General features: G+C 44.8%; 11 protein-coding genes and 1 other annotated feature. All 11 genes read left to right on the top strand.

Going from position 1 to position 14,311, the window contains the following annotated elements:
• The first annotated feature begins 7 nt into the window (after positions 1-7).
• The gene (locus tag MUB50_RS08450) at positions 8-1,015 is read left to right on the top strand and encodes a substrate-binding domain-containing protein (RefSeq protein ID WP_138276689.1); all 1,008 of its coding nucleotides are present in this window, start codon (positions 8-10) and stop codon (positions 1,013-1,015) included.
• Between the two features lie 78 nt (positions 1,016-1,093).
• Positions 1,094-1,507 (top strand): EamA family transporter, encoded by a 414-nt coding sequence (locus MUB50_RS08445; RefSeq protein ID WP_244791017.1) that lies wholly within the window; start codon positions 1,094-1,096, stop codon positions 1,505-1,507.
• A gap of 37 nt (positions 1,508-1,544) precedes the next feature.
• Positions 1,545-3,518, top strand: a complete 1,974-nt coding sequence (locus tag MUB50_RS08440; protein WP_244791015.1) for a bifunctional metallophosphatase/5'-nucleotidase — start codon at positions 1,545-1,547, stop codon at positions 3,516-3,518.
• A gap of 146 nt (positions 3,519-3,664) precedes the next feature.
• Positions 3,665-4,399, top strand: a complete 735-nt coding sequence (locus MUB50_RS08435) for a class I SAM-dependent methyltransferase (protein WP_244791013.1) — start codon at positions 3,665-3,667, stop codon at positions 4,397-4,399.
• Positions 4,380-5,471, top strand: coding sequence for a hypothetical protein (locus MUB50_RS08430; RefSeq protein WP_244791011.1), 1,092 nt, complete (start codon positions 4,380-4,382; stop codon positions 5,469-5,471). Before MUB50_RS08435 ends, MUB50_RS08430 begins: the two co-directional genes overlap by 20 nt.
• 4 nt (positions 5,472-5,475) lie before the next feature.
• Positions 5,476-6,408 (top strand): DMT family transporter, encoded by a 933-nt coding sequence (locus MUB50_RS08425; RefSeq protein WP_244791009.1) that lies wholly within the window; start codon positions 5,476-5,478, stop codon positions 6,406-6,408.
• Between the two features lie 212 nt (positions 6,409-6,620).
• Positions 6,621-7,157, top strand: coding sequence for a nitroreductase family protein (locus tag MUB50_RS08420; RefSeq protein ID WP_244791007.1), 537 nt, complete (start codon positions 6,621-6,623; stop codon positions 7,155-7,157).
• Between the two features lie 202 nt (positions 7,158-7,359).
• Positions 7,360-8,388 carry an alpha/beta fold hydrolase gene (locus MUB50_RS08415; protein WP_186582220.1) on the top strand — a complete coding sequence of 343 codons (1,029 nt, stop codon included), beginning with the start codon at positions 7,360-7,362 and terminating at the stop codon, positions 8,386-8,388.
• A gap of 202 nt (positions 8,389-8,590) precedes the next feature.
• Positions 8,591-9,988, top strand: coding sequence for an alanine/glycine:cation symporter family protein (locus MUB50_RS08410; RefSeq protein WP_244791005.1), 1,398 nt, complete (start codon positions 8,591-8,593; stop codon positions 9,986-9,988).
• Positions 9,989-10,074: 86 nt separating this feature from the next.
• Positions 10,075-10,321, top strand: a binding site (T-box leader).
• A gap of 86 nt (positions 10,322-10,407) precedes the next feature.
• The gene (locus MUB50_RS08405) at positions 10,408-10,911 is read left to right on the top strand and encodes a TRAP transporter small permease (RefSeq protein WP_118514171.1); all 504 of its coding nucleotides are present in this window, start codon (positions 10,408-10,410) and stop codon (positions 10,909-10,911) included.
• Positions 10,912-14,244, top strand: a complete 3,333-nt coding sequence (locus tag MUB50_RS08400; RefSeq protein WP_186582222.1) for a TRAP transporter large permease subunit — start codon at positions 10,912-10,914, stop codon at positions 14,242-14,244.
• Positions 14,245-14,311: the final 67 nt, after the last annotated feature.

Raw genomic sequence — 14,311 nt, 5'->3', positions numbered from 1 at the left:
GGAGAAGATGAAGTGGAAAACTGAAAAATATAATTTTATACTGGCAGGTCTTTTTGTGCTGATGGCAGGTCTGATCGTGGCATGGAAGCTACCAAAGAGAGAAGACTGTTATATCCACATGGGAATTGCGGTATATGATCTGAATGATACCTTTATGGAGAAATATATACGGACTTTGCAGGATATGATTGAAAAAACAGAAATTGCAGGAAGGAAAATATCCTACGAAATCTATAATGCAGATGGAAAAAATAAGAAACAGGAAAAACAGCTGCAGTATATGTATGCGCAGGAGTATGATATCATGTTGGTTAACCTGGTAGAGCCTGCATCTGCAGCCAGTGTGTTGAATGAAGCGGAGGAGAAGGAGATCCCCGTCATTTTGTATAACCGTGAAGTTGCCGAGAAGGATCTTCAGATCGTGAAGGATGTCTGGTATGTAGGAACAGACGGAAAAGCTGCCGGAGAGATACAGGGAAAGCTGCTGAAGGAGCTTTGGGATAAGCAGAAGCAGAGCGTGGATCGGAATCAAAACGGAAAGCTGGACTACATATTGATTGAGGGGGAAGAGTCTCATTATGATACGATTCGGAGAACTAACGGATTTTTGGAGTCAGGAAGAGAATTGCCGTTAAAGCAGCTGGGAAACCTGACTGCGGATTGGAAACGGGAGATTGCCCTGGAAAAATTTGCGAAGCTGGATGAAGAGACGATCCGGAATACGGAGGCAGTCGTATGCAACAATGATGACATGGCACTTGGGGTCTATGATTATTACAAAAAACATCAGATGAAACTTCCGGTTATTATTGGAATTAATAACAGTCAGGAAATGAATCAGAAGATCCGACTCGGGGAAATCTATGGAACTGTGGATAACAATATGGAGGATCAGGCTGCAAGAATTTATGAGATAATGAAATCTGTTTTAAATGGAGTTATAGATAAATATGATAAAATCTGGTACAGTATGCCTTATGAAATTGTTAATAGTGACATATCAGAAGAAAAATGATACGATGAATGCAGAATAAGTATTCCCCGCTTTAGGTGTATGGAGCACTAAGCGGCGGGCCAAGAAGGGGGAGTTACTATGTGGTTTGTGTTTGCCTTGCTGTCTGCTGTATTTGCAGCTCTGACATCCATACTGGCAAAGGTAGGTATTACCGGTGTTAATTCGAATCTTGCAACAGCGATTCGAACGATGGTGGTGCTTGTCATGGCATGGGGAATGGTTTTTCTCACAAATACACAAGGTGGAATCACTGCGATCAGTAAAAAAAGCTGGCTGTTTCTGATACTTTCAGGTCTGGCAACAGGTGCCTCATGGTTATGTTATTATCGTGCTTTGCAGATAGGAGATGCATCTAAGGTTGTGCCGATAGACAAGCTGAGTGTTGTGATCACGCTGGTACTGGCATTTGTTTTTTTACACGAGAAATTTACAGCAAAATCGCTGATCGGATGTATTTTGATCGGTGCAGGAACATTATTGATGGTTTTGTAAAAAGGCATAAGAAAACTATATACAAAAGGAGAGGGTTATGAAAACACGAAAGAAAATTTCAGCAAGGCTTCTGGTGATCATGCTTGTTGCCACATTACTGCTTCCCTTTACATGGAATGTTCCGGTGGAAGCAGCCGAGACAAAACAGATCGATGTTTTGTTCAGCCATGATACACATTCGCATTTGAACAGCTTTTCAACCATCGTAGATGGAGAACAAAAAGAGGTTGGCGGATTTGCAAGGATCAAAACCCTGATTGATGAAAAGAAGCAGGAAGATCCGGACACCCTGGTGCTGGATGGCGGTGATTTTTCGATGGGAACCCTGATCCAGACCGTATACGATACGGAGGCGGCAGAGCTTCGAATGCTGGGATGTCTGGGGTATGATGTGACGACTTTGGGGAATCATGAATATGATTATCGTTCAAAGGGACTGGCAAATATGCTGGAGGCTGCGAAGGATTCCGGTGAGACAGTACCGGCATTGGTGGTATGCAATGTGGACTGGGACAGCATGGAGCAGTCCGGATTAAGTGATGGACAGAAATTGATCCGATCAGCATTTGAAACCTACGGTGTGAAGGATTATGTGGTAGTTCAAAAGGGAGATGTAAAGGCTGCAGTAGTCGGTGTGTTCGGTAAGGATGCCCTGGAATGTGCACCGACCTGTGAATTAAAGTTCAAGGATCCGGTTGAGGCCGTAAAACAGACGGTAGAAGAGATCAGAAAAAATGAAAAAGTGGATATGATCGCCTGTGTGTCCCATGGAGGAACCTGGGAGGATGAGAACAAATCGGAGGATGAGATCCTTGCAAAAGAGGTGCCGGATATCGATCTGATCATCAGCGGACATACGCACTCAGAGCTGAAAGAGGCAATTCAGCATGGGAACACATATATCGTATCCTGCGGTGAATACGGAAGAAATCTGGGATCACTTTCCATGACACAGAAGCAGGACGGACGGTGGGAGCTGACATCCTATGAGCTGATTCCTGTTTCTGAGGAGATAAAACCGGACCAGGCGACACAGGAACAGATCGATGCCCTGATGGATGCGGTGGATAAGAATTATCTTGCCGATTTTGGCTATACAAGAGAAGAGGTTCTTGCTGAAAATGATGTTGAATTCAACAGTCTGGAAGAAATGGGCACGATGCACGAAGAGTTGAATCTTGGTGATATCATATCCGATGCATACATATATGCAGTGGAGAATTCCGAGTATTATGATGGTGATCCGGTTGATGTAGCCGTTGTTCCAAGCGGAACCGTGCGGGATACATACACAAAGGGCGATATCACAGTAGAGGATGTTTTTAATTCCTTTTCACTGGGGATCGGAAAGGACGGTGTTGCCGGATATCCGCTGATCAGTGCATACCTGACCGGAAAGGAGCTGAAGCTGGCAGCGGAGGTGGACGCTTCTGTATCGGATTTTATGACAACGGCAAGGTTATATTGCAGTGGGTTGAATTTTGCATACAATCCACATCGGATGATTCTGAATAAGGTGACAGATTGTTATCTCACCAGGGCAGACGGAGAGCGGATCGAGATCCAGGATGACAAACTGTATCATGTTGTGACAGACCTGTATACCGGCCAGATGCTTGGTTCTGTGACGAAAATGTCCTATGGAATGCTGTCTCTTGAACCGAAGGACAGGGATGGGAATCCCATTGAAAATCTGGAAGATCAGGCGATCATGGAGGGTGACAGGGAATTAAAGGCCTGGGATGCAATCGCAAGATATATGCAGTCCTTTGAGGATACAGACGGCGACGGAATTGCCAATGTGCCGGAATATTATGAGACGACACATGGACGTAAGGTTGTGGAGGACAGCAGAAATATCATTGATCTGGTGAAGCAGCTGAATAAGTTTTCGGCAATGATCGCAGGTATTTGTCTGATCCTTATAGTGATCATTGTGCTTGTGGTATTTCTGATCCGAAGGATGATCCGCAGGATCAAAGTCAGAAAAGGAAAGAAAAATTCAAAATAAATATACGGCTGAGAAGAAAGCTGTCGCTTTAGCGGTTAATAGATTGCAAAGCGACAGCTTTTATTTGAGATGAATTGCAATTTCTTTTGTAAAATTGTAGAATGAAAGAGCTTATGAAAAAGAGTCATGAAAGAGAGAATCGGGAAATGAATGATAAAATCGCAGTCTGTCTTGGAAAGGGCGGACAGAGAGATATGGCGGAAGCCTTTTGCAGGAGGACCGGAGCGCAGCTTCAGGATAAGCCGGGAGATTTTCTGACGGTGCGGTTTGATTCCAGGGGCGTTTCGCTGTCCGGTTTCGGGCTGACCTATCAGGGGGATTTTGTGGAGACGATGCTTCACAGAGTTACCAGAGGCAGACTTCAGCATGAGATGCTGGTGAAGGCGGTGAAGTCAGATAAGGAGGGAAGGAAGGCCATCGATGCTACGGCAGGAATGGGTGAGGATGCCTTTCTTCTGGCAGCCCAGGGCTATGAGGTGACGTTGTACGAGCAGAATCCGGTGATTGCAGCCCTTCTTAAAGATGCCATTCGCCGTGCCAGGAAAAATATGGATCTGAAAGATATTGCCGGTCGTATGAAGGTGATCGAGGGAAACAGTGTAGAAGGTATGTCAAAGCTTCTTGATCCTGTAGACGTGATCTATCTGGATCCTATGTTTCCGGCAAGACAGAAATCCAGCCTGATCAACAAGAAACTTCAATTGATCCAGAAGCTGGAACCACCGTGTTCCGGGGAAAAGGATCTTTTTGATGCAGCTATCAGAGCAAATCCGGATAAGATCATCGTCAAGCGTCCGCTGAAAAGTGAATGTCTTGCCGGCCGGGAGCCGTCTTATACATTGAAGGGGAAGGCAATACGATATGACTGCTATGTATTATAAAGTCAGACACTATCAATACAAAAATCGAATCGGAAACCTTAAGGCTGAAGCTGTAGGCGTGGTAAGCGGGGAAAAACATTTCCCTATATTTCCGGGAAATATGATCTTCAAGCCACTGACGAAATCTAAACCATTTTCCACGCCACTGTATGCTTATGCAGAGGTATTCTGGTCAACGATCATTAATGAATATTTCATGCCTGCGCCCAGATATGAACTGGCCATTTGTGAAGGGTATGAGGCAGTAAATGAAAAATATCTTGACTACGGAACGACAGTACCCATGGCATATAAAGAAGGGGAAAGCCTTTTGAATCTTCTGGAATTTTTTCGGAAATATCCGGATGAAAAGGTAGATATTGATAATTATGTAAACTATTGCCAGATGTTTTATGATTATAGAGATATTTTTGAGGCTGATTTTTTTCAGGAGCATCAGGAAATGGCGGAACAGCTTGCCATGCAGGTACTGATCTCTGTCCTGAAAGGAGACCAGAATTATCATTATGAAAATGTAGCATTTCTCTGTGATAAAGATGGCGGGATCATAAGTCTTGCACCTATGATCGACCATGAATTTTCTGCGTATTTTATGTTTCCGGACGATATTTCCCGTCATGTATACTGGCTGATGGAATTAAGCAAATCCATCCGCGGGTGGGAAGTCCGGCCTGGGGAATATGATAATTTCAAAGATCCGGAAGAACGGAAATTAATGGAAAAAAGTGCCACCTGTATTCATAAAAATCTCCTCTATATAAAAGAACATTATCCGCAGACAACGGAAGAATTTCTGGATAAAGCAGAAAAACTGAAAACAGCATTGACGGAAGCTTCAGAGGATTTTCTGATCCGGGGAAATACGGAATATCCGGACTGTGCGGATTCCAGTGCCTGGCTGATCGGAAAAGCCCGATACAAGGATAAAGATGAAGAGAAAGCCAGCGCTTATGAGGCGGAATTATACGGAAAGGGGAAAAAGCTTGATTTCCGGGACGTAAGTATCAGTGCAATAAATGAAATAAAAGCTGTGATCAGTCAGATGGAAGAAGTTTTGAGAAAGAGAGAATAAACAAATGGAACAAACAAAAACAATATTAAAAAAAACCTGGGTGGTGGCAGCGCTTGCCTGCGTCTGCTGTCTCCTCTGGGGGAGTGCGATCCCGCTGATCAAGACAGGATACCGTCTGATGCAGATGGATTCTGCAGATACGGCAAGTCAGATCGTTTTTGCAGGAGTGCGTTTTGCACTAGCAGGAATCCTCGTACTGATCTTTGCATCTTTGCGTGAGCGCAAGGTTCTGCTTCCCGATCGGACTGTTTTGAAATATGCGGTGCCGGTATGTATGGCTCAGACAGTATGTCAGTATTTCTTCTTTTATATAGGTGTGGCACATACCTCCGGTGTAAAAGGCGCTATTATCACAGGTCTTGGGAATTTTATTGCGATCCTGCTGTCCTGCCTTGCTTTTCACAAGGAAAAAATGACCGGGCGAAAGATGCTTGGCTGTATCCTGGGTTTTGCAGGCGTGGTCGTGATCAATCTTATGGGAAATTCTCTGGATGCAGGTTTTAGGCTTACAGGAGAAGGATTTATTCTGATCGCGCAGTTTTCTTACGGAATGTCCACGGTGCTGATCAATATTTTTTCCAGAAAGATATCTCCGGTGGTACTCAGCGGAACGCAGTTTACCATGGGCGGGATCATTCTGTTCCTGATCGGAAAAGGGATGGGAGGACATCTCGGAAGCGTAAATGCTGCCGGTATCGGGATCATCTTTTATCTGGCAATGGTGTCTGCGGTGGCCTATACACTGTGGTCAGTGCTGCTTGCCTGGAACGATGTATCCAGGGTAGCTATCTTTGGCTTTGTAAATCCTTTGTTCAGTGTGATCCTGTCTGCACTGGTTCTGGGAGAGGTACGTCAGGCATTTAATATGGGAAGTCTCATCGCACTGTTTCTTGTCTGTGTGGGAATTTATGTGGTAAATCAAAAAAAATCTTCATAAATGATATTGCAGTTATTGTTCCCAGGCAATATTTTTTGAAGTGTGTTACTGAGAACGGAGCGAACAGTAACGATGCCGGAGTTCTGAAAATTGATTTCAATACGGCATTGTGTTAAAATAGTTCCATAAAAAGTGTGAACATATAAATCCGTGCCGGAATAACTGCAGGATCCGGAAGCAAATCCTGCACCGGACAGATAAGGAGGAAAAATATGGAATTTCAGAAACTGATCGAAGAGAGAAGGACCATCCGTAAATACAGCCCGGAGAGCAGGATCACAAAAGAAGATCTTCTTGCAGTGATCCGGGCCGCTCAGGAAGCACCCAGCTGGAAAAACTCCCAGACCGGAAGATATTATTGTGTAATGTCCGAAGAGATGGTGGAGAAGGTCAGCAGAGAATGTCTGCCGGAAATGAACCAGGCAAAAGCAAAGAATGCCTCCCTGATCGTTACAACCTTTGTACATAACCATGCCGGATTTCAGAAAGACGGAACACCGGATAATGAGCTCGGAAACGGCTGGGGTTGCTATGATCTGGGACTTCAGAACGAGAATCTTATCCTGAAGGCAAAGGAGCTTGGATATGGAACCCTGATCATGGGACTTCGTGACGGAGACAAACTCCGTGAGCTCCTTTCCATTCCGGAAACAGAAACGGTAGTGGCAGTGATCGCCATCGGAAAAGCAGCCGAAGAGCCTGCAAGACCGAAACGTAAAGATGTGGAAGATATTGTGAGATTCTATTAAATAATAGAAGAAATGCCCGGTACATATCAAAATGTTCGGGCATTTTTTAATGGAAATTAAAGAGCAAAATGGTCTGAAAAGGATTGCCTGAAGGAATGAATTCTGTTATCCTGTAAGAAAACAGCTGTAACAACATGGAAGGATTTTGGAAAGCAGAGTTTGGGAGAAAAAAAGCAATACAGTAGGGAGGTTTTTAACCAATATGCAGATCATACATGAAAATGAATACGAAGAAACCATGAAAAATATCGTAACGCCATATCTTCTGTCACACAGAAGGGAACTTTATGTACCAGGTGCGGATTATCCGTTTCGTAACGAAAGCAAACGGATCACAGGTAAGATCCATATGCTGCAGTATCTGTCTGATATTGATATGCCTAAAGGTGTGGTAGTCATCAGCCACGGGTTCACAGAATCAGCAGTGAAATATGATGAAGTGGCTTATTATTTTCTTAAGGAAGGCTATCATGTATATATTCCGGAGCATTGCGGTCATGGCCGTAGCTATCGCCTTACCGCAGACCCGTCTCTGGTCCACATCGATACATGGAGAAGATATATCCGTGATTTTCTGAAAGCATGCCGCTACATAAAGAAAGCACATCCGGATCTGTCACTTAACCTGTATGCACATTCCATGGGTGGTGCCATCGGTGGTATTGCTGCAGCCTGGGAGCCGGACTGGTTTCACAAGGTGATCCTTTCTTCTCCGATGATCCGTCCTCTTACAGATAATGTTCCGTGGCCGGCAGCCACTGGCATAGCTCTGGAGAAATGCATTTTCGGAAAAGATGAGGAATATGTAGCTGGCCGAAAGCCTTACGATGGCAGCGGTTCTTTTGAGACAAGCTCCGCAACATCAAAACCAAGATACGAGCGATACAAAAATCTCCGTGCAGAACATAAGGAGCTCCAGACCTGGTCTCCATCCTACGGCTGGCTCTGGGCTTCTGCGGAAATGAGCTGGTATCTGCGTCTCTACGGATGGAAAAAATATACGGCACCAATGCTGCTCATCCAGGCCCAGGCGGAAGATCTGGTGTCTGTCCGTGCCCTGAAAAATTTTGCCGGAAAGATCAATCGCCAGGGAAAAACAAGCTGTGATTATATCCATATGATCGGAACAAAGCATGAGATCTATGGAAGCAGAGGTAAGATCCTGGAGAAATACTGGGGATATATATTTACATTCCTGGACGATACGGAAAATGATATTGATCACAGATAAGTATTTTTACTACAGGTGTATCACATATTTGACAACAGGATTGGCAGCTTTTATTTACTTTCTTTCTTTATCATAGTAAAATTATAAAGCTTTTCTCTTATACATTCGACAGAAAATGTGATATAATTTAACGAATCGTCTTTTTTGTACAAACAAACGTACAATCCAAAAAGACAAAATTAAATAAGGGAAGGATTATAGAATGTTATCTGTTATTGAATCAGTGAATGCTGCTGTAAACAATTTTATCTGGGGCGTTCCTGCGATGATCTGTATTATTGGTGTAGGTCTTTATTTAAGTATCCGCACGAATTTTCTCCAGATTCGGAAATTTCCCTATGCCATCAGGGTTACTATCGGACGTATGCTTCGGAAAAGAGAAGCTTCCGATGGAAGTCTGACACCGTTTCAGGCTGTTTGTACGGCGTTAGCTGCTACCGTGGGAACGGGAAATATTGCAGGTGTGGCAGGTGCTATTGCCATCGGAGGACCGGGAGCCGTATTCTGGATGTGGATTTCCGCACTTCTTGGAATGTGTACAAAGTTTTCAGAAGTAACACTTGCGGTACATTTCCGCGAAACCAATGCCAATGGAGATCTGGTTGGAGGACCAATGTATTACATTAAGAATGGTCTAAAAAAACACTGGCACTGGCTGGCATATCTGTTTTCAGCTTTCGGTGTGCTGACTGTTTTCGGAACCGGAAACGCAACACAGGTCAATACTATCACAACTGCTATTGATTCTGCGCTGATCAATTACAATGTGGTCACTGCAGACAATACTTCCATAGTGAACCTTGTTATGGGAATCATTCTTGCAGTACTTGTAGGACTTATCCTGCTTGGCGGAATCAAAAGGATCGGCCAGGTTACAGAAAAGCTGGTACCGTTTATGGCACTGTTTTATATTATTCTTGCGATCGGTGTAGTTATCATCAACTGGAAAAATGTTCCGGGTGTTTTCAGCTCTATAATCAGAGGAGCATTTAATCCGGCATCTGTGACAGGCGGTGTAGTAGGAAGCTTTTTCATGAGTATGAAAAAAGGTGTTTCCAGAGGTATTTTTTCCAATGAGGCAGGTCTTGGTACCGGTTCCATCGCACATGCCTGTGCAGACACCAGAAAACCTGTAAAACAGGGATTTTTCGGGATTTTTGAGGTATTCACGGACACGATCGTGATCTGTACGCTGACAGCACTTGTCATCCTCTGCAGCGAGGTGCCGATCGGTTATGGCGCAGCAGCAGGAGCGGAGCTTACCATCAGCGGTTTTACCAGTACATACGGAAACTGGGTTTCCATCTTTACAGCAGTTGCCATGTGCTGCTTCGCATTTTCCACTATCATTGGATGGGGACTTTACGGAGCCAGATGTGCGGAGTTTCTTTTTAAGGAAAAAGCTATCAGGCCTTTTATGGTACTGTACTCTCTGATAGCGATCATCGGTGCAACTGTTGATCTCGGACTTCTCTGGAGTATCGCAGAGACCTTCAACGGTCTGATGGCGATCCCTAACCTGATCGCAGTATTCCTGCTTTCCGGTGTGGTTGTAAAGCTTGTGAAGGAGTACTTCGCCGGAGAAGGAAAGAACGCCTGAAGGAGTTTTTGAAAAAAAAACTTGACTATCAAAACAAACAGAGTTAGAATTAGTTTAGCTCATTAAAGAGTTAACACATAACAGAAGCAAATTCCATGAAGGGAATCAGTAAAGACAGAGGAACCGTCTTCAGAGAGCTGTGACTGGTGTGATACAGCGTCGGAACTGCCTTGAATATCATCCCTGAGAAGGAAAGCCGAAAGTTTCAGACAAGTAAGTAGGTTTTCACGGGTGCTTCCCGTTACAGAAGTCGCGTATGCCGGTACGTTGCAGAATCGTGCTTGTTTCAATTGAGAAACAGGGTGGTTGCGGAATTTTATATCCGTCCCTGAAAGGGGACGGATTTTTTTTATTCAAAAACATTTTAAACCACGGGGTAAGGATCTGAAACCGGAAAAATATACAAAAGGGGAAAGAGTATGAAAGTGTACAAAAAACTCATGAACGCACTTGCAGCAGTAGAAAAAATCGTACTGGTCATTTCCACACTGCTGATCCTTGTGCTGACTGTGGGAAATGTATTTTCCCGTAAGGTCATCCATCGCTCATGGTCTTTTACAGAAGAGCTTGTTGTAGCGGTGTTTGTTCTCATCACACTTCTGGCAGCAGCACTTGCCTGCCGTGAAAAGGGAGGACTGGTAAGTCTGACACTGGTTACGGACCGTCTTCCGAAAAAACTGGAAAAACCATCTGTGATCCTGATCACGGTCCTGTGCATTGTTTTTTCCGCAATTTTATTTAAGTATGGAATGGACAAAGTTCTTACACAGCTGGCAAACGGCAAGAGAACTTTCGTACTGAACTGGCCGGAGTGGATATTCTGGTCCTTCGTGCCGATCGGAGCAGGCTGCATGATCCTTCATTTTATTGAGTACTGTCTGGACTTCTGCCTGAAAAAAGATGATGAAAAGGAGGACAAATAAATGATCAGTGCAATCTTATTTATCTCCTTCTTTGTTTTCCTGATCCTGGGACTTCCCATTGCGATCTGCTTAGGTCTGTCATCTGTATGTGCCATCCTTTATTCCGGCACATCTCTGACGATCGTAGCTACAAATATGTACTCCGGAATCAGTAAATTCCTGCTTCTTGCTATCCCGTTCTTTGTTCTGTCCGGAAACATTATGGCAAAAGCCGGTATTTCAAAACGACTGATCAACTTCGTAGATACCTGCGTAGGACATAAAAAGGGCGGTATCGCCATTGTATGTGTTATCGTAGCCTGCTTCTTCGGAGCAATCTCCGGTTCCGGTCCTGCAACTGTTGCGGCACTTGGAGCAGTTCTGATCCCGGCTATGGTTGAGCAGGGCGGTTTCTCCGCACCGTTTTCCACGGCATTGATGGCAACTTCCAGTTCCATCGCCATTGTCATACCGCCAAGTATCGCATTCGTTGTATATGCTTCCATCACAGGCGTATCTATTGCAGATATGTTTATGGCTGGTATCGTTCCGGGACTTCTGATGGGTGTTGCTCTTGTGATCATCGTTATGATCGAGGCAAAGAAACATAATATTCAGCCATCCCGTGAAAAAGCTTCCGCAAAAGAGCGCTGGGATACATTTAAAGATGCATTCTGGGGATTCCTGATGCCGGTTATCATCCTCGGAGGAATTTACGGTGGTATCTTTACACCAACTGAGGCTGCAGCCGTATCTGTTGTTTACGGTCTGTTTGTTGGTATGGTGATCTACCGTGAGGTTAAGCTTAAAGACCTGTTTGACATTCTTGTTGACTCTGCAAAGACAACCGGTGGAATCATGCTGATCGTAGCGAGTGCTTCTCTGTTCTCTTTTGTATGTACCAAGTTTGGTATTGCAAATGCGGCATCTGAGCTTCTTGCCAGCATTGCACATAATCAGTTTACCTTCCTTCTGATCGTAAACATCATTTTCCTGATTGCAGGATGCTTCATTGATGCAAACTCTGCGATGTACATTTTTGTACCGATCATGCTTCCGGTATGTAAGGCTCTGGGCTATGATGTGGTAGCATTCGGTGTTATGGCAACAGTTAACCTTGCGATCGGACAGGTAACACCTCCGGTAGGTGTAAACCTTTTTGTTGCCATCAGTATCAAGATCAAAAAAGGTCTGGAGGTTACTCTTCAGCAGATCTCCAGAGCAGTTATGCCGATGATCGCTGCATCCGTTGCAGTTCTTCTGATCATCACTTATATTCCGGCTGTTTCCACAGCTCTTCCGAAGGCCCTTGCAAAAGAGGGCTCCTATACAGGAGACCAGTCTTCTGACACAGAAAGCCAGAGTTCCAAGGATTCCGGGGACGGAAGTGATTCCTTTAATACCATCGCTGATTACAGTGATCTTGACTGGCCGGAGATGACATGGAACTTTGCATGCTCTACAACCGAAACAAGTACCTGGGCTGACGGAGGACGTAAATTTGGTGAGCTTATGGAAAAAGCAACCGGCGGAAAAGTCAAGGTTAATATTTACGCAGCAGATCAGCTGACAAACGGAAATCAGTCCGAGGGAATCCAGGCACTGATGAACGGAGATCCGGTACAGATCTCCATGCATTCCAATCTGATCTACTCTGCATTTGACCCGAGATTCAATGTAGTATCCCTGCCGTTTATCTATGATTCCTACGATGACGCAGATGCAAAATTTGACGGTGAGGCCGGAGAAAAGCTGAAAGAGATCCTTGGTGAGTACGGACTTCATTGTATGGGAATCGCAGAGAACGGTTTCCGTGAGCTGACAAACAGCAAGCATGAAGTAAAAACAGTAGACGACATGAAGAACCTGAAGGTTCGTGTGGCCGGTTCCAATCTTCTCATGGAATGTTATAAGAGATGGGGGGCAGATGCCACAAACATGAACTGGTCCGAGACATACACAGCACTTCAGCAGAATACGGTAGAGGGTGAGGAGAACCCGTTGCCTGCGATCGACGCAGCCAGTGTACAGGAGGTACAGCCGTACTGCTCCATGTGGGATGCAATCTATGACTGTCTGTTCTTCTGTATCAACCAGGATATCTATGACAGCCTGACACCGGAACAGCAGCAGGTTGTTGATGAGGCAGGCCAGAAGGCTGTTGAGTATGAGCGTTATATCAACCGTTCCGGCGATGAGGAGATCATGAGCCGCTGGGAGAAGAGCAACGGTGTGACCTTTACAAAGAAAGAGGATATGGATATCGATTCCTTCAAGAAAGCAGTAGACGGAATCGACGACTGGTTTGTAAACGAGCTTAAGAGTGCAGGCTATGACGATGCACAGGATCTTGTAGATCTGTTTACAGAGGATTCGGTAGATACCGTGGAGGATTACAGTGATCTGAACTGGCCTGAGACAACCTGGAACTTTGCATGCTCCACAACAGAGACAAGTACCTGGGCTGATGGAGGACGTAAGTTCGGTGAACTCATGGAAAAGGCTACCGGAGGAAAGGTCAAGGTTAACATTTACGCAGCGGATCAGCTGACAAACGGAAATCAGTCCGAAGGAATCCAGGCATTGATGAACGGAGACCCGGTACAGATCTCCATGCATTCCAATCTGATCTATTCTGCATTTGATCCACGCTTCAATGTGGTATCCCTGCCGTTCATCTATGATTCCTATGATGATGCAGATGCGAAGTTTGACGGAGAGGCTGGAGATAAGCTGAAGGAAATCCTTAACGGCTACGGACTCCACTGCATGGGTATTGCAGAGAACGGATTCCGTGAATTGACAAACAGCAAGCATGAGGTAAAATCTGTAGATGATATGAAGAATCTGAAGGTTCGTGTAGCCGGCTCTAATCTTCTTATGGAGTGTTATAAGAGATGGGGCGCAGATGCCACAAATATGAACTGGTCCGAGACCTACACGGCACTTCAGCAGAATACGGTAGAGGGCGAGGAGAATCCGTTGCCCGCCATCGATGCAGCCAGTGTACAGGAGGTACAGCCATATTGCTCCATGTGGGATGCAATCTATGACTGCCTGTTCTTCTGCATCAACCAGGATATTTATGATGCGCTGACACCGGAGCAGCAGGCTGTTGTTGACGAGTGTGGTCAGAAGGCTGTTGAATATGAGCGTTACATCAACCGCTCCAGTGATGATGAGATCAAAGCACGCTGGGCAGACAAAAACGGTGTGACCTTCACAGAGAAAAAGGACATGGATATCGATTCCTTTAAGAAAGCAGTAGACGGTGTAGATGACTGGTTTGTTCAGGAATTGAAAAAACAGGGCTATGATGATGGTCAGGATCTGGTAGATCTGTTTACAAAGTAATCTTCATATATGTTTATAAAAAGATAAAATAGCCGGAAAGAGGCAGTTCTGAGAGAATTTTTCAGGA

The organism is Blautia sp. NSJ-140 (assembly GCF_022868965.1).
In the GTDB taxonomy this organism is placed as follows: Bacteria; Bacillota; Clostridia; order Lachnospirales; family Lachnospiraceae; genus Blautia_A.
The sequence above is the reverse complement of the archived record's forward strand: the minus strand, read 5'-3'. Positions and strand labels throughout refer to the sequence as shown.

What these genes read in the sequence shown, in the direction of transcription:
- MUB50_RS08435 (WP_244791013.1), top strand. Translation starts at nt 3,665, where the DNA reads ATGAATGATAAAATCGCAGTCTGTCTTGGAAAGGGCGGACAGAGAGAT.
- MUB50_RS08410 (WP_244791005.1), top strand. Translation starts at nt 8,591, where the DNA reads ATGTTATCTGTTATTGAATCAGTGAATGCTGCTGTAAACAATTTTATC.
- MUB50_RS08425 (WP_244791009.1), top strand. Translation starts at nt 5,476, where the DNA reads ATGGAACAAACAAAAACAATATTAAAAAAAACCTGGGTGGTGGCAGCG.
- MUB50_RS08450 (WP_138276689.1), top strand. Translation starts at nt 8, where the DNA reads ATGAAGTGGAAAACTGAAAAATATAATTTTATACTGGCAGGTCTTTTT.
- MUB50_RS08440 (WP_244791015.1), top strand. Translation starts at nt 1,545, where the DNA reads ATGAAAACACGAAAGAAAATTTCAGCAAGGCTTCTGGTGATCATGCTT.
- MUB50_RS08445 (WP_244791017.1), top strand. Translation starts at nt 1,094, where the DNA reads ATGTGGTTTGTGTTTGCCTTGCTGTCTGCTGTATTTGCAGCTCTGACA.
- MUB50_RS08420 (WP_244791007.1), top strand. Translation starts at nt 6,621, where the DNA reads ATGGAATTTCAGAAACTGATCGAAGAGAGAAGGACCATCCGTAAATAC.
- MUB50_RS08430 (WP_244791011.1), top strand. Translation starts at nt 4,380, where the DNA reads ATGACTGCTATGTATTATAAAGTCAGACACTATCAATACAAAAATCGA.
- MUB50_RS08405 (WP_118514171.1), top strand. Translation starts at nt 10,408, where the DNA reads ATGAAAGTGTACAAAAAACTCATGAACGCACTTGCAGCAGTAGAAAAA.
- MUB50_RS08400 (WP_186582222.1), top strand. Translation starts at nt 10,912, where the DNA reads ATGATCAGTGCAATCTTATTTATCTCCTTCTTTGTTTTCCTGATCCTG.
- MUB50_RS08415 (WP_186582220.1), top strand. Translation starts at nt 7,360, where the DNA reads ATGCAGATCATACATGAAAATGAATACGAAGAAACCATGAAAAATATC.